At 46.9% G+C, this 15,227-nt stretch carries 15 protein-coding genes; 4 read left to right on the top strand and 11 right to left on the bottom strand.

Annotation, left to right across the window (positions count from 1 at the left end; genetic code table 11):
* Positions 1–5 precede the first annotated feature (5 nt).
* From ABZD21_RS00430 to ABZD21_RS00480, 11 genes are all read right to left on the bottom strand, one after another.
* The gene (locus ABZD21_RS00430) at positions 6–428 is read right to left on the bottom strand and encodes a GPW/gp25 family protein (RefSeq protein WP_372772000.1); all 423 of its coding nucleotides are present in this window, start codon (positions 426–428) and stop codon (positions 6–8) included.
* A 169-nt stretch (positions 429–597) separates the two neighbouring features.
* Entirely contained in the window at positions 598–876 is a 279-nt protein-coding gene (locus ABZD21_RS00435) for a PAAR domain-containing protein (protein ID WP_372772002.1), read from the bottom strand.
* A 6-nt stretch (positions 877–882) separates the two neighbouring features.
* Positions 883–2,637: a type VI secretion system tip protein VgrG gene (vgrG, locus tag ABZD21_RS00440; protein ID WP_372772003.1), complete on the bottom strand. Its 1,755-nt coding sequence runs from the start codon at positions 2,635–2,637 to the stop codon at positions 883–885.
* On the bottom strand, positions 2,630–3,367 hold the full coding sequence (locus tag ABZD21_RS00445) for a hypothetical protein (protein ID WP_372772004.1): 738 nt from the start codon (positions 3,365–3,367) through the stop codon (positions 2,630–2,632). The genes vgrG and ABZD21_RS00445 overlap by 8 nt, the downstream gene beginning before the upstream one ends.
* Positions 3,367–3,531, bottom strand: a complete 165-nt coding sequence (locus ABZD21_RS00450) for a DUF5908 family protein (RefSeq protein WP_372772005.1) — start codon at positions 3,529–3,531, stop codon at positions 3,367–3,369. The genes ABZD21_RS00445 and ABZD21_RS00450 overlap by 1 nt, the downstream gene beginning before the upstream one ends.
* Positions 3,532–3,541: 10 nt before the next feature.
* On the bottom strand, positions 3,542–4,009 hold the full coding sequence (locus tag ABZD21_RS00455) for a phage tail protein (protein ID WP_372772007.1): 468 nt from the start codon (positions 4,007–4,009) through the stop codon (positions 3,542–3,544).
* Positions 4,010–4,027: 18 nt separating this feature from the next.
* A complete protein-coding gene (locus ABZD21_RS00460) occupies positions 4,028–4,462 on the bottom strand; it encodes a phage tail protein (RefSeq protein WP_372772009.1) in 435 nt (144 codons plus the stop codon).
* 39 nt (positions 4,463–4,501) lie between these two features.
* On the bottom strand, positions 4,502–5,890 hold the full coding sequence (locus ABZD21_RS00465) for a phage tail sheath family protein (protein WP_372772011.1): 1,389 nt from the start codon (positions 5,888–5,890) through the stop codon (positions 4,502–4,504).
* A gap of 30 nt (positions 5,891–5,920) precedes the next feature.
* Positions 5,921–7,684 (bottom strand): phage tail sheath family protein, encoded by a 1,764-nt coding sequence (locus ABZD21_RS00470; RefSeq protein ID WP_372772013.1) that lies wholly within the window; start codon positions 7,682–7,684, stop codon positions 5,921–5,923.
* A gap of 35 nt (positions 7,685–7,719) precedes the next feature.
* Positions 7,720–9,159 carry a hypothetical protein gene (locus ABZD21_RS00475; protein ID WP_372772015.1) on the bottom strand — a complete coding sequence of 480 codons (1,440 nt, stop codon included), beginning with the start codon at positions 9,157–9,159 and terminating at the stop codon, positions 7,720–7,722.
* Entirely contained in the window at positions 9,156–9,770 is a 615-nt protein-coding gene (locus tag ABZD21_RS00480; protein ID WP_372772016.1) for a DUF4255 domain-containing protein, read from the bottom strand. The genes ABZD21_RS00475 and ABZD21_RS00480 overlap by 4 nt, the downstream gene beginning before the upstream one ends.
* Before the next feature lie 432 nt (positions 9,771–10,202).
* On the opposite strand from ABZD21_RS00480, the gene ligA reads away from it, so the two are divergent.
* The 4 genes from ligA to nspC all read left to right on the top strand — a co-directional run bounded on the left by ligA (position 10,203) and on the right by nspC (position 15,144).
* Positions 10,203–12,209: an NAD-dependent DNA ligase LigA gene (ligA, locus tag ABZD21_RS00485; protein WP_372772017.1), complete on the top strand. Its 2,007-nt coding sequence runs from the start codon at positions 10,203–10,205 to the stop codon at positions 12,207–12,209.
* A gap of 137 nt (positions 12,210–12,346) precedes the next feature.
* Entirely contained in the window at positions 12,347–12,835 is a 489-nt protein-coding gene (locus tag ABZD21_RS00490; RefSeq protein WP_372772019.1) for a hypothetical protein, read from the top strand.
* Positions 12,836–12,847: 12 nt separating this feature from the next.
* On the top strand, positions 12,848–13,729 hold the full coding sequence (dapA, locus tag ABZD21_RS00495; RefSeq protein ID WP_372772021.1) for a 4-hydroxy-tetrahydrodipicolinate synthase: 882 nt from the start codon (positions 12,848–12,850) through the stop codon (positions 13,727–13,729).
* Between the two features lie 269 nt (positions 13,730–13,998).
* Positions 13,999–15,144: a carboxynorspermidine decarboxylase gene (gene nspC, locus ABZD21_RS00500; RefSeq protein ID WP_372772023.1), complete on the top strand. Its 1,146-nt coding sequence runs from the start codon at positions 13,999–14,001 to the stop codon at positions 15,142–15,144.
* The last annotated feature ends 83 nt before the right edge of the window (positions 15,145–15,227 follow it).

Below are 15,227 nucleotides of genomic sequence, written 5' to 3' on the forward strand. Positions count from 1 at the left end.
TCAGTTTAAACAATGTCAGTTCCCTCGGTCAAATAGTAGGGATACACAATATTTCGTCGGTTGTTAGTAGCAATAACGGTGTAGTCGATCCGGATTTCAACAATTCCATTTGCGGCATCGATAACGAAATTAACGTCGTCGACTTTAACCCGGGGTTCGAAAAAAAGAATGGCTTTTTTAGTTCGGGCACTTACTCTCTGAGCCACCGAAACAGACAACCGTTCGAACAATAGTTCGTCCATATTGGCGCCAAAATCAGGCTGCATCACCCGTTCGCCTCTTGCGGTTGCCAGCAAAATGAGAAGACTCTGCCTGATGTCCTCCTCATCGTCTACCATATTCACGCCATGCCCGCCACGCGAAAACGCGGGAGGAAACGACCATCCTCTTCCTAAAAATGTATTTTCTTCTACTTTAATTTTTGCCATTATCAATCTGTTTACCAACCTCGAAGGAGCAAGAGATCACACAGAGATGAGTCTTGTTACAGACCAATCATCCCTGTGTGTCTTATTGCTAGTCTCCGGGGAAATTATTAGTTCTGGAATCTTTCATAAAAGGTCTTTTATTTTAGTTTTTCATCTTCATTTTTAACTGTCAACCGATTATCACCGTTGGTTCACCCACTGCCGCGGTAGCTCCGCACACGGCAACGTCGCCCACCCGAACGGCCGGTTTTCCACCAATCAAAACAGTTGAACTACCTGCCGGGATAGGGCTCACCGTTGGTTGATGCACATTGGGTGGAAGCGAGCAAACATGATTATCGCCCATCACCGCTGCAGGCATTCCTCCAATCAAAACGGTTGGTTCGCCCGGACCAATGATCGTCCCTCCGTGGGTTGTTGTGTCTGTTACTCGAGCTGCTGCCGGCATAATCGTTTAATTTATCATGACAATTGAACCTTTCACTACGGTTTGCCCGCTCGACGACAGCTCGGCTCCGGCGCTGCCTTCAGCCGTAAACTGCGCCTGCGATTTAATATTGATATTCACCCCTTCGAGGTTGATATCGCCATTGGATTTTAGGTTGATATCCGAGTTGCTCTCGAGCGAAATACCATCGGACGAGAGCAGAAATTTGTTGCTGTTTTCATCCTCAATATTGATAGAGCCTTCATCGTCGCTGATGACAATGGAGTTCCCGTTCGGCGTTTCAATCGTCACGCTGCTTTTGTCATCATCGAACGTAAGTTTCATGCCACTGCGGGTAGTCAGTCCCTTTTGGTTATTCTCTTCGTCGGGAGGGATGGGTGAAGCTTTGGTGCTGCTAAACAAAGAGCCCAGAATAATCGGATCGCGCGGATCGTCATTCAAGAAACCAACAATTACTTCGTCGCCAACTTCCGGCCGGAAAACCCAGCCCCGATCCTGCGCTGCATCCAAGGTAACCAGCCTCGCCCACACCCCTTCGTTCTCGTTGTCGATAATGGGCAATCGCACTTTAATACGCTCTTCACCATCCGGATCTTCGTGAATGTTGGTTACCAGCCCTATTTGCAGTCCGTTGACAGCCGGAATCAAACCACTGGCAGGCTTATCAACAATGTCACTAAATTGATTGACGAACCAATCTTTTTCCAAGCCAAATTCCAGTTCGGTAAACCAGTTGGAATCATTAGTTACCCGGTGCGAAACCGACGAGACAAAAGCGACACCATTCATACGGTCACCAAAGCCGGCCAGTTGAATAACATGTCCGGGTTTGATATCGCTAAACCCCTGAATCTTCACTTTTCCCCGAATTTTGGCCAGGCGACTACGCACCAGTTGCGCATCGGACCACGCTTTTAATTCCGCATTTTTTATTCGCCCCGTATGCTTCAATAACAGTTCCTGAGGGCCGGCAACTGCCGCTAAATCTGCCGCCGAAAAATTCCCTTGCTCTGTCAAACCGGGATCGTCACCTTCACCCTCCACAATTTCCTGATTGGTGAGATCCCACGAGCTGCTTTTAACACCGGCAAACTGATCGCGGGCATCCATTCCGGCTTCAAACTCATAAATATTGTGCCCGTAAGCCAGCTCAACCATGGGATCAGCGGCAAGGTCGGGCGCTTTCACGGTAATTGAACCATCATCAACCAATACCAATTTACCATTCACTTCGGCCCTGGTCACCAGAAAATCCCAGTCGGTTGTATGATGCTGAACCAAACTCGCATGTGTTATTGACGTACTTTCCACATCGGCAGTTAATCCATAGCTTCCGATCACGTCTTCAATCATCTCACTATCTGTCAGTTCAACAAAATACTTGCTTTTGCGTCCAATTGTCATCTTCACTGCCGGATCCTTCATTTCAACAATCAAATAGGCTGGTTTGCCTTTTCGGGCCTGAATGGCATGTTTAGTAATGATGCCCCGAAAAATGATATCCTCGGAAGAATGATAGCCCGCCAAAATTTCGATTTCGTTGCCGGGAACAAACAAATCGCCACTACTGATTTCGAAGTTTTCGCGCGGAACACTACCGTCGAAAATAACCAGGCGGGCAGTCGGAATCCGGTTAACCGACTTCGTAACCAAAATACTCACCACGCCAACATCTCCACCAATCACCTGCCCGTTCGACAGAATAGTGAAAGTTGCCAGGTCGGTTTCGGCCTGTGTTGGTATCGTTCGTAAATCAGCCATTTTCGTTTTTATTAATAGGTGGCAACACCAGTCGTTGACCGGGAGTCAATTTCCGGATGTTGTTAATCTCATTAACCCGGGCTATTTCGAGATATAGCGATGAATCGCCGTACACTTCGTTAGCAATCATGGGAAGCCTTTCGCCTTGTTTCACCAACCTGAAATGAGTAAGATCGGGCGATGAGCGCCGCGCCATAGCCGCTTGTTCTTCGCGCGAGACTGTTTGCTTAAAGGTTGCGTTTATGGTTGCACGCAGCGGAGCACCCGACGAATGAAAAAGTTTATAGGTGACGGTGGCCCGCTCCATAACCCCGTAAAAATGAAACGTTCCCCAGCTCAGTTCCAAATGGTTTGTGCGGTGCTCCTCTCCCACATATAGCTGGGTGATGTTCATAAACGCGTCAATCTGTTCCTGTACATAGCCAACGGCACCTGTTGCGGGGTTCAAGTCAACAGCCGTACTACCAACACCCGACACACCGGTTCCGTCAAACAGGAAATCGAACGAAACCGTGTTAGACGGCTGCCCCTGAAACGCCTGCGTGTCAGCCGTTCCGCCAATCGGTCGCTGCGGAATATAGGTAGTCCCGTAAGTTTCGCTGAATGTATTTGGGTTGTACATTACGGCAAAGGAATCGCCTGTCTGATTCTGAAAATTCTCATCAGAATAGGCGATTATGGTCAGTTTGGCGACCTCCGCAAGTCCATCAAAAAGATTCAGCAGTCCCATCAGCGTTCGTTTTTGTCTTTAATCAGTTGAATCAGCAGGTCAATTTTTTCGGCCCGGCAATCCTGTTTGTCGTCCGTTGGAAGACTGCCTTGTGCCGGCTGGGTTTTGGCACGGGAGTCGTCGACAATTGCCCGGATTACAAGTTCTTTTATTTCAATTGGCATGGTTTCAATTTTAAAGAAGTGAAGTCACATCCAAACGCCTGAAATACTGGTAGGCAAATTCGATGTTCTCGATCACAATAGTTGCTTCCTCGGCATTAAAATCGGAGATTTCCCATTTCACAGGCCAGGCTTTTATGAAGTTCCAGCCCTGAATCGGGAGATGATCTCCGTTGAGCAAGATCACCGATATATCATGGGCTTCAAAAGCATAATTTTCCACCGAATCTTTAAACCACTGCATCAGCTGCGAACCGATTAGCATGCCTCGTTTCAGCACCAAATTGGGGTAGGTAACCGCATTTGGAAGCTTATGTTTGAAGCGATTTTCACCACCTTCGTGATACTCTTCAACACTTACTTCGGCATTGATTCCTGACACCGATTGGAAACCAATATCAGGGATCCCCGGGTATTTGAGCAGCAGCCCTTCAAACCGAACAATGAAATGAAATCCGACAGGTGGATAAATTAATGCCATGGTAAATTCCGATTCGTTTTAAGAGAATTCTATGCTCAGTCCTTCGTGGCAGAGTTCAATGCTTTCGACCGCCACCTCGTTGCCAGTTGAATTTAGCGAGGGCCCTTCAACTTTGCAGGGATAAGCCTCTTTCACCTTCCACGAAACAACCGGAGCATGTTCTTCATTCAGCAATGAAATCGTCAGATCGCGCCGTTCAATTTTATTGAGCTTCACCGTGTTCAGCCACTGAAAAAATTCATTGTCACCCTGAAAAATTCCACGCTTCAGCGTGATGTTTGAATATTGCGGAATACCCGGCATTTTGGTAACCTGATATTCGAGCGAACTACCTTCGCGGTAGTCGATATTCTGAAGTTCAACGGTCAGTCCCGAAACTTCGGTGAAACCGATTCTATTTCCTCCCCATTCTACCTGGAAATGGAAAACGCTAACTGGATAGTTAATAGCCATATCGATTGTATTTTAAAGTTGATCACTGTTTTTCTAAGATTAGGATTCCTGCATTTTGTGCGAAAACTTCAGAATTATGAACTCGGCAGGACGCACCGCAGCCATCCCGATTTCAATAATCATCCGCCCTTCGAGAATATCCTGTGCTGTCATGGTTTCGCCCAACCCAACTTTCACAAAGAAAGCCTCGTTGGTTTTAGCTCCGGCCAGCGCTCCAACGCGCCAAAGGGTGGTCAGGAAATTTTCGATCATGGTTTTGGTTCGTAGCCAGGTATTGGCGTCATTGGGCTCGAACACAACAAATTCGGTCGCTTTTTTCACCGATTCTTCAATAAAGATGTAAAGCCTTCGCACCGGCACATAGCGCCATTCGTTGTCGTTGCCAGCCAAGGTACGCGCCCCCCAAACCAATGTTCCTTTGCCGGTAAAAACGCGAATGGCATTGATTGATTTTCCGGTCGATGCATCCACATTGAGCGACTCCTGTTGCTCGTGGGTAATTTTGGTTACCGGTCCGACTACCGAGCGAACACCAACATTCGCAGGCGCTTTCCAAACTCCCCGGTCGCGGTCGACCCGGGCATAAATTCCGGCAACCGAGCCACAGGGCGAAAGGACAACCCGCTTTTTGGCAATCTCAGCCAAAATGGTGCGGTATAAACTCGGTTCGGTTGAAGCCAGTGTGGCCAGTGTTGTTCCGGCCAGTGATGTAACAGCACCACCTCCACTTTGATTATGAGCCGTGATATCGACCACGCTTTCATCGAAGCCGTAATTCAGGGTGGTTTCCAGGAAAGGATAATATGCGGCTCCGTATTTCAGGTAGTCCGTTCCGAGTTGTCCCCGAAAAACGGTAGCGTCGCTGCCGTACATGTCGGCAATGGTAAACCGATCCTGCAATTTGTTGCAATGGTCTAGCGATGCCTGAATCACCTGTCCATACTCACCGACCGTGTCTAACGAAACAGCATCGGGGAAAAGCAACAAAGTTGGCTCGTCAACGGTTTCCAGCAATTTAACTCCGTCCGTCAGCTCCGATTGCGACACCCCTGTGGAATAATCGCCAACCGACAAAATGTAGCAATCGCCGCCACCATTATTAAAGAACATTTGGAGCTGATAATACAATTTGAATTTTGAAACAGAAGGGATTGTCACAACCACCGAACGGTTCGTGACTTCGTTGGCGGAATTCACCGTATCGTTCAGAACCACATCAATACCTTCGTTATTCGGCCCGCCAAATATTTCGCGATATTCCAGCAACGAGGAAATGCGGATCGCTTTCCCGGTCACATTAACACCATCTTTCTCAGCCTCAGCCGTATAGCCAACAAAAGCAGGAATGGCTGTTTCCACTGCCGCCACCGAGGCAGGCAGCGTGGAAATCTCTTCAATGTATACTCCCGGTGTTTTATAAATTGCCATAGGTTTCTATTTTATGTTTCGGTTTAATTGTTAGGATTCCTGAAGTTTGTGGGAAAATTTTAGAATGATAAACTCGGCCGGCCGCACGGCAGCCATTCCAATTTCAATATTCATTCGCCCCTCCAGAATATCGAGAGCTGTCATGGTTTCACCCAAGCCAACTTTCACAAAGAAGGCTTCTGCGGGTTTGGCTCCGGCCAGTGCTCCGTCGCGCCATAAAGCCGACAGGAAATTCTCGATCATCGTTTTGGTTCGAAGCCAGGTTTTCGCGTCGTTCGGCTCAAACACCACAAACTCGGTGGCTTTTTTCACCGACTCCTCCACAAAAATGAACAGTCGGCGAACCGGAACATAGCGCCATTCATTATCGTTCCCTGCCAGGGTTCGGGCGCCCCAAACCACAATTCCTTTTCCGGCAAAATTGCGGATCACGTTGATGGATTTTCCGGAAGTCGCATCGACATTCAGATTCATCTGTTGCTCGCTTGTCACCAATACCGATGGGGCTTTAACCAACCGAAGGCTCACGTTTGCCGGTGCTTTCCACACACCACGATCATGATCGACCCGAGCATATACGCCTGCCATTGTCGATGATGGATAGAGCACAATTTCGAATTTCTTTTTAATGGCTTTTACGATGTTGTTGTAGAGCGCTTTATCGGCTGCCAGTGCATTGGCACCACCGGTGAGGGTTGCTCCCGAAAGCGTTACTCCGCTACCACTGCCACTATCGGCATACGCCAATGCAATGCTGTTTCCGGCGCTACCCGGAACTGCCGTGATGGTAATTACATTGGCTGCTACCTCTGCCGCGTAGGCCGTATCGGCCAGTGCCAGAATTGCAGCATGAATTGAAGCCGCTGCATCGTTGTTTGAAGCACCGGCCTGCCAGTCCAGAGCCGCACCTTCAGTCAGAGCCTGTCCGTTGATGGTGAGCACATCGTCATCTAAAACCGTAAAATCGTCGATCGTAATTGTTCCTGTAGCTGCCACTGCCGGATTGCCACCAGCCCAAACATCGGCCAGAGTTTTTCCTCCGGTAAATGTTCCTCCTGTTCGGCTGTCGGTAATTGCAACGCCTGAAGCTTTAAAATTCAGGTTGATGGTAGTTTTTAGCGACGGATAATACGACGCACCGTATTTCAGGTTATCGCTGCCAACATCGGCTCTGAAACCTGTTCCGTCAGCATCAACGGTTCCTCCCAGCACACTGGCATCTATAATTGCAAACCGATCTTGTAATTTGTTGCATTGGGTGAGCATAGCATCATTAATCGTTTTGCGGTTTGCAGGTCCCAACGTGATTGCCTCCGGAACCACGAGCAAAGTCACCTCGTCTTCATTTTCAACGGCAGTAAGTCCGGCCTGTAGTTCGCCAACGGTTACAAGCGTACTTGAATCGCCGGGCAACGGAAGAGCCGCATAGCCTCCTACGGAAACAATGTAGCAGGGACCACCGCCGTTAGCAAAATACATGCGCAGATGATAGTGCATGGCATACGGAGATAAAGAGGTGGCTGCCGCGACCAAAATGCTGGTATTTGCTTCTGTCACGTCAGCTCCGGAAAGAGTAACGGTGAGGCTCTCATTAAAAGCTCCGCCAAAGATCTCTTCAAACTCGAGCATAGAGCTGATTCGAACCGGTGTGTTGACCGGTAAAGCAGCTCCATCTTTCTCGCGTTTTTCAGTGTAACCGATGAATGCAGGTATCGCCGTAGCGACCGGAGCCACCGAAGCGGGTAGCTTCGATATTTCTTCGACATAGACACCGGGTGTTTTGTAACTGGCCATAATCGTTCGCTTTAATTATTTCGTATTAACTGTTTTCATAGATAGAGGTAGACTTCTGATTCCGGGCTGCCACTATACTGTTTCGTAGTTCCTCCGGGAGAAGGATTAGGTAAATTGGCAACCAAAACCTGATTGCCGGGTGTCTTTCGGAGTTGAAGGTTGGTTTTTGGAATCTCGTAAAAAGGAATTCCATGTGTTGATTGAAAAACCACTGCCTGGTGGTTGTCGATTTGGACATCATATTTCAATAAGCTTGCAGAAACTGTTGTCGCCCCGCTCGCGTTGATTGCCGAACGCAATGAACCGGCGGTAGCCGCAGCAGTTGCTCCCTGATTAAAATCACTTCCCTCGGTAAAACTGACCCCGTTAATCGTGATCGTGTATCCTGCTGCCGCATTGTTTACAATTGTAATAGTGCCGGTTGCGGCTACTCCGGTTTCGCCGCCAGACAATGTTTTGCCCGATAAAACGGCAGCAGGAAACTCGCCCGTTCCGCTATAACTCAGCTGAATTGAGTTTCCTGCTTGCCCTGTTGCATCAGCCGTGATTTGAAGGCTTGCATAAGCACGGCTAAACTGATCTGACTGATATGGTGTTCCTGTGGTGGTTCCGCTATCATTTATGGATAAAGTATCCGAATTGAAATCAATATTCGTTCGCTTGTTCACCACGTAATACTTCCAGATGGTAGCAGCCCTGCGGAACTGCAACCAATACTCTTCGGTATTACCGTACAAGTTTCCACTTAGCGTATCGTAATTAAGTTCAACAATACCCAATGTGTTTTTCCGGGCTAATTCATCATTCGCATAAATCGCCTTTTCCGACAGCACGACGATCCCGGCTTCATCTAAAACAGTTAAGGTATATCTGCCATTGGGTTTGTTTCGCAAATCAACCTGAATACTGAATTGATTTGTTGAGTTGATCACTAAATTCAGGGTTGGCGGAAAAGGAAGCCCGTTCGCATCTTTTCCTACTGAAACCGGATTCCCCGCCGCATCCGTTACCCGGAATTGTACTGTCGAAGGGTTCCCATTGATCCGAAATTCATAGGTGAAAAGTTTTAGCTCCAGGCTATCCAAAAGGCTGTGACTGATTCGTTCAGGATTGGACGGATTGCTTGACGAGGCGGCTGGATTGTTGGTGAAAAATAGGATTTCACCGGCAGCGTATTTCCGGCTGGCAGATTCATCCAACTGTGTCAAACTAAGCAAATCCGCTTTGCGGTCGCAGTTTAAAGTGAAGGTGAACCGTTGCTCGCCCGATAGTTCAACAAAAGGAGAAACACCATCATCGCCAGCCCGATATAAAACAGTAACTCCATGTGGCAGACGTTTAAACAGCATCTTCCCGTTCTGAAGCAACCGGATCGTCTCGCTGGTCGGATCAATCTGCATAAAGCGATCCAGACCGTCTTTAAAATAGTCGTGCCCGACAAGCAGATTAAAAAGTCTATGGTAGTTTATATTCATCCGCTTTTCGTTTTGCTGTCAATTCGAATTTGCTCAATTGGCACTTCGGTACCCAAAATCTGTCTTTCCTGGAAGGTGACAATCTTCAACTTGTATAGAACCGAAGGCAGATATTTGGCTCCCACAACGGTCCAAAAATTATAAAGCTGCTCAAACGAATAGGAATATAACTCCACCACCAGTCGGCGAATTGTAGGATCGTAGCCAGCCAATGCAGGCGAATTTTCTTGCGTGAACACATTTTTGGCCTGAAAAAATGAAATGACAAACGAGAGCTGTTTCAGGCCTTCCACATAATCGTCGGTCGAGTCGTTGGCTTTTTTATCCTGAAAATTTGCCGAAATCAGAATGTACAGATTCAGTTTGATCTCCGGATTCAGATACTCAACACTCCCCGAGTTGTTGACCAACGAGTTCCGCTGGTCTTTATATACGCGCTCTTCTTCAATGTTGATCAGTGATACGCCCAGAGATTTGTCGGGAATAATTACCCCGTTGCTCTCTGTTGCCACACTGGTTAAAAACACCCGATCGACCCCCGGAGTACCGGTACGTAGTTTCAAATGTTCATTCAACTCATTGGTTATAAAAGATAGTGTGGTATGTAGCATTTCATTAACAGTCAGGAGATTCGTATTCACTGAGATAGTCGCATCAACTGCGTGTGATGATTGATTTTAGAGGGATCTGGCAGAACCGGATTAACTTCGGACAAACCAGACATTCAGTACAAGCTGAGGTGATGGTTCATGAAGTAACTTGCGGTGACAGGCATGAAGACCCTGACACAATTACTTCTGTCCAATTTCAGACCGCAACATCCGATATTAAAATTACCATCATAACAACCTGAATTCAATCCTCATTTTTGAGGATTTTAGTTGATTGATTTTTAGTCATTAAACCCTCAAATAGTGGGATATCCGGGATTCTGACAATCGGCCGGTCATCTCCATCAATTTAAATTATTGGAGTGCGAATACGAAAATGAAGTGTTCGGCATCTAATCGGTTTTCGTATTTTAGGGCAAATTTTTTACCACAATGAATCCGGAAGAGGCTAAGAAACGAATTGAGGCATTACGCCACGAGTTGGAAGAACATAATTATCAATACTATGTACTTTCAAACCCCACCATCAGTGACTATGAGTTTGATATGAAGTTGAAAGAACTGGAAAAGCTGGAAGCCGGATTCCCCGAGTTTTTCGATCCAAACTCACCTTCGCAACGTGTTGGTAGCGATCTCAATCAGGAGTTTGTGCAGGTAAAGCACCAGTACCCGATGTTGTCGCTTTCGAACAGCTACTCCGAGGCCGAATTATTCGACTTCGACCAACGAATTAAAAAGCTGACCGAAGAAACCTATGACTATGTATGCGAACTTAAATTTGATGGAACATCGGTAAGCGTGATCTACGAAAATGGCAGTTTAGCCCGCGCTGTTACTCGGGGCGATGGCGAAAAAGGCGACGACGTAACCGCCAATGTACGCACCATCCGCAGCATTCCGTTAAAATTGAAAGGAAACGATTATCCCGAAAGTTTTGAGATGCGGGGCGAGATTTTGCTGCCGTTTGCCGTATTTGCCGAACTTAACCAACTACGGGAGGAAAACGGAGAACTGCCATTTGCCAACCCTCGAAATGCCGCTTCGGGGACTTTAAAGCTGCAAAACGCCTCCGAAGTTGCCAAACGTAAGCTAGACGCCTATTTTTATTACCTGCTGGGTGAAAACCTTCCCGATGACGGGCACTTCGAAAATTTGGAACGATCAAGGAGCTGGGGCTTTAAAATTTCGGAACATACGCGTAAATGCGCTGATATAAACGAGGTAATTGAATTTATAAACCACTGGGATACTGAACGTTTCAACCTCCCGGTGGCCACCGACGGAATCGTGATTAAAGTCAATTCGCGTCGCGTACAAAACAATCTGGGCTTCACAGCCAAGTCGCCACGTTGGGCAGTAGCCTACAAATTTAAAGCCGAACAGGTGAGCACAACTCTTGAGTCGGTTAGTTTCCAGGTAGGGCGAACGGGTGCGGTAACTCCGGTTGCAAACCTCACTCCTGTGCTGCTGGCCGGAACCATTGTGAAACGCGCGTCGCTGCATAATGCCGACATCATCAACAAACTGGATTTGCATTTGAACGACGTTGTGTTTGTTGAAAAAGGCGGAGAGATTATTCCAAAAATTGTGGATGTGAATGACAGTCTCCGTCAAACGGGTGCCGCAAAAGTCGCGTTCATTAAAAATTGTCCGGAGTGCGAAACACCTCTGGTTCGAAGGGAGGGAGAAGCAGCGCATTATTGTCCGAACGAAACCGGTTGCCCACCTCAGATTAAAGGAAAAATTGAGCATTTTATTAGTCGCCGGGCCATGAATATTGACGGCCTTGGACAAGAAACCATTGAACTTTTGTACCAGGAAGGGCTGGTTGGCAATAGCGCCGATTTGTATGATTTGAGTGCCGACCAACTGGTAACGCTCGAGCGGATGGGCGAAAAATCGGCTGAACGGATTTTGAAAAGCCTGGAAGAATCGAAGGCAGTTCCGTTTGAGCGGGTTTTGTTTGCCTTGGGTATCCGGTTTGTGGGCGAAACTGTTGCCAAAAAACTGGCTCAAAAGTTAATCAGTATCGAAGCGATTCGTTCGGCTAGCCTGGAACAGCTAACCGATATCGATGAAATTGGCGGGCGAATTGCCGAAAGTGTAATTGCGTATTTTAAGGATGAACGCAATACAGCGATGGTTGACCGCTTAATGGAGCAAGGACTTCAATTTGAACTGGATCAGTCTGTACTAAGCGATCGCAGTCAGAAACTGGAAGGGCTCAATATTGTCATCTCCGGAACCTTTGAAAACCATTCACGCGACGAGTTGAAAAACCTGATCGAAAAGAACGGAGGTAAAAGCGTTGGATCAATCTCCAAAAACACTTCTTACCTCTTGGGCGGCAGCAACATCGGCCCATCCAAACTCGAAAAGGTAGCCAAACTGGGTATTCCCATTATCAGCGAAGAAGAGTTTCTGCAGATGATAAACTAGACCGACACGATTGATTATAAATTGCAAGTACAAAGGCCTATTTGATTTCAAACTGAAAAAACAGATAGAATTTCGACACTACTTTTTCAAAGATCGGGGATTAATCACAAACAAATTCTTATTTTTGCGCAAGTTTTATGGGACTAAAAAACAGATTAATTTGCTGGCAGCTTGGGCGTGTCGAAAAGTCGAGGACACGCAGTAAAAAATTCATCAATCTGGAGAACGCACAATCTGTGGGAATCCTATGGAACGAGAATGACCGGGCTGGTTTTGAACTATTGAAAAAATACCTGGACAAGCGAAAAATAAACAGTAAGGATCTGTGCTATTCAACCGAAGCCAGACAGATTACCTTCAGCAAAAAGGATTTCTCGTTTTTGGGAACACCCAAAAGTCCGGCTGTGATTGAGTTTATTGACGAACGCTTCGATATGCTTTTCGATATAAGCCTATCCGACAGCATGCCGGTTCTGGTTGTTCGGGCTATGTCGTTGGCCTCATTCAAAACCGGCTGGAGTTCTGCAAATCCAAATTATCTGGATCTCAACATTGATGTCAGCCAACGAAAGGAAGCCTCGTTCCTGGTCGAACAGCTGATTCATTATTTAACTGAAATAAAATAAACGAAATAGAGCATGACACACCTGTTTAAAGGCGCTGGGGTTGCCTTGGTAACGCCGTTCAAAAATGATTATTCGATTGATTTTAATGCACTTGAAAACTTAATTGAAGCACAAATTGCCGGAGGAGTAGACTACCTCGTTGCCTTGGGGACTACAGCCGAAACTCCGACCCTGACTGCCGAAGAACAACTGGAGGTGGTAAACTGCATCAAATCGAAGGTAAATAAGCGGGTGCCGGTCATGCTTGGACTGGGAGGCAATGATCCTCAAAAAGTGATCAAAACCATCCGTCAAACCGATTTTAACGACATTGCCGGAATTCTCTCGGTTACACCCTATTACAATCGTCCGCCACAAGCCGGCTTAATTGAGCACTATAAATTAATCGCCCAGGCCAGCCCCGTTCCGGTTGTTTTGTACAACGTTCCTTCGCGAACCGGTGTCAATATGGAATCGGCCACATCGGTTGCTATTGCCAAAGCTTGTCCTAACGTAATTGCCATTAAGGAAGCATCAGGCGAATCGTCGCAGGTGGCAAAAATGGTGAAACACGGCCCGGATCATTTTGCCGTAATTTCGGGCGACGATGTGCTCGCGCTGCCGGTGATTGCCGTTGGTGGTATCGGTGTCATTTCAGTGATTTCGAATGCCCTTCCAAAGCAACTTTCCGATCTGGTTCATTTTGCCAACGCCGGAAAATACAATGAAGCCCGCGAGTTACATCTTAAATTAGTCGATCTGCTGAAGCTTATTTTCCGTGAAGGAAACCCGGCTGGCATTAAAGCTGTGATGGAAATCATGGGCTTATCGACATCCGTTGTTCGCCTGCCGCTTTTTCCGGCCAGCGCCGAACTTCGGAAAGATCTGGAAGATGAACTGAAAGCGATTCTCTGATTACCGATCATACCCAAAATAGTTAAACGCAAAGACGCGAAGACACAAAGTAAATTTAATAACTTCAAATATAGGCTGCATCGCAATCCCGCGACTGCGGCTTTTTTCCCCTTTTTACTTGTCACTAAGCAACAGCTCTCCACTAATGGGCTAGTGAAAACTGACTGCAACTTCCCCTGTCTTGCAGCTTTAAGCTTTCTACTTGCAGCTCTCGCTAACTCGAAACAATTCCCTATTTTTGTGGGCGAAAACAATAAACGATATTTAAAATGAACGTTGAATTTCCTCAAATCCCCTCTCCTTGTTTTGTATTGGAAGAAAACTTGTTGCGCAAAAATCTACAGCTGATTCAGTCGGTCTCTCAACGGGCCGGGGTCGAAATCATTCTGGCATTCAAAGGTTTTGCCATGTGGAGCGCCTTTCCAATTGTGCGGGAGTATATTTCGGGTGCAACAGCCAGTTCGCTGCACGAAGCAAAACTTTGTTTCGAGGAGATGAAAACCGAGGCGCACACCTACGCGCCGGTTTACGACATGGAAACATTCCCGGAAATCATCCGAATGTCCAGCCATATCACCTTTAACTCGCTCAGCCAATACGAACGGTTTTACCCGTTAATTCAACAATCGGGAAAGAAAATATCGGTTGCCCTTCGGGTAAATCCCGAGTTTTCGGAAGTGGAAACTGAATTGTACAACCCCTGCGCTCCAGGATCTCGCCTGGGTGTAATTGCCGAACAAATTGGCGATAAACTTCCCGAGGGAATTGATGGGCTTCACTTCCATACGTTGTGCGAATCGTACTCCACCGATTTGCAAAAAACACTGGCCGCAGTGGAGGCAAAATTTGGCAAATTCCTAAAAAAGGTGAAATGGCTGAACATGGGTGGTGGTCACCTGATGACCCGCAAAGGCTATGATACTGACCACCTGATTGAATTGCTGAAAGGGCTGCAATCGCGTTACCCAAACCTGCACATTATTATGGAGCCGGGAAGCGCCTTTGCCTGGGAAACCGGATTTCTGAAAGCAAGTGTTCTGGATTTGGTTGAAAACAAAGGCATCAAAACGGCGATGTTGAATGTGTCGTTTGCTGCCCATATGCCCGACTGTTTGGAAATGCCGTACCAGCCCCGAATCCGACATGCCGAATTTGGACCGGTGAGCGAAAAACCAACCTATCGCATGGGTGGAAACACCTGTTTGAGTGGCGATTATTACGGCTATTGGTCGTTTGATCAGGAACTAAAAATTGGTGACGACTTGATTCTGGAAGACATGATCCATTACACGATGGTTAAAACAACCTTCTTCAATGGCGTTGAACATCCTTCCATTGGAATGATTAAAGCAAATGGCGAATTCCAACTAATCAGAAAATTCGGCTACGAAGACTACAAGGGAAAACTGAGCTGATTAAGCGGATTGGCGGTTCATTGTTTTTTTCCTACTCGTTCCCTGTTCGTAAAATTCGAAGCAGCGAGAGGCTTTATTGTCAG

The organism is Mangrovibacterium sp. (genome assembly GCF_041596335.1).
Classification (GTDB): domain Bacteria; phylum Bacteroidota; class Bacteroidia; order Bacteroidales; family Prolixibacteraceae; genus Mangrovibacterium.

Coding starts and splice junctions, on each gene's coding strand:
- ABZD21_RS00480 (WP_372772016.1), bottom strand. CDS start 9,770: ATGCTACATACCACACTATCTTTTATAACCAATGAGTTGAATGAACAT.
- ABZD21_RS00460 (WP_372772009.1), bottom strand. CDS start 4,462: ATGGCTATTAACTATCCAGTTAGCGTTTTCCATTTCCAGGTAGAATGG.
- vgrG (WP_372772003.1), bottom strand. CDS start 2,637: ATGGCTGATTTACGAACGATACCAACACAGGCCGAAACCGACCTGGCA.
- ABZD21_RS00490 (WP_372772019.1), top strand. CDS start 12,347: ATGGGACTAAAAAACAGATTAATTTGCTGGCAGCTTGGGCGTGTCGAA.
- ABZD21_RS00445 (WP_372772004.1), bottom strand. CDS start 3,367: ATGGGACTGCTGAATCTTTTTGATGGACTTGCGGAGGTCGCCAAACTG.
- ABZD21_RS00435 (WP_372772002.1), bottom strand. CDS start 876: ATGCCGGCAGCAGCTCGAGTAACAGACACAACAACCCACGGAGGGACG.
- ABZD21_RS00455 (WP_372772007.1), bottom strand. CDS start 4,009: ATGGCATTAATTTATCCACCTGTCGGATTTCATTTCATTGTTCGGTTT.
- ABZD21_RS00470 (WP_372772013.1), bottom strand. CDS start 7,684: ATGGCCAGTTACAAAACACCCGGTGTCTATGTCGAAGAAATATCGAAG.
- ABZD21_RS00450 (WP_372772005.1), bottom strand. CDS start 3,531: ATGCCAATTGAAATAAAAGAACTTGTAATCCGGGCAATTGTCGACGAC.
- nspC (WP_372772023.1), top strand. CDS start 13,999: ATGAACGTTGAATTTCCTCAAATCCCCTCTCCTTGTTTTGTATTGGAA.
- ABZD21_RS00465 (WP_372772011.1), bottom strand. CDS start 5,890: ATGGCAATTTATAAAACACCGGGAGTATACATTGAAGAGATTTCCACG.
- ABZD21_RS00430 (WP_372772000.1), bottom strand. CDS start 428: ATGGCAAAAATTAAAGTAGAAGAAAATACATTTTTAGGAAGAGGATGG.
- dapA (WP_372772021.1), top strand. CDS start 12,848: ATGACACACCTGTTTAAAGGCGCTGGGGTTGCCTTGGTAACGCCGTTC.
- ABZD21_RS00475 (WP_372772015.1), bottom strand. CDS start 9,159: ATGAATATAAACTACCATAGACTTTTTAATCTGCTTGTCGGGCACGAC.
- ligA (WP_372772017.1), top strand. CDS start 10,203: ATGAATCCGGAAGAGGCTAAGAAACGAATTGAGGCATTACGCCACGAG.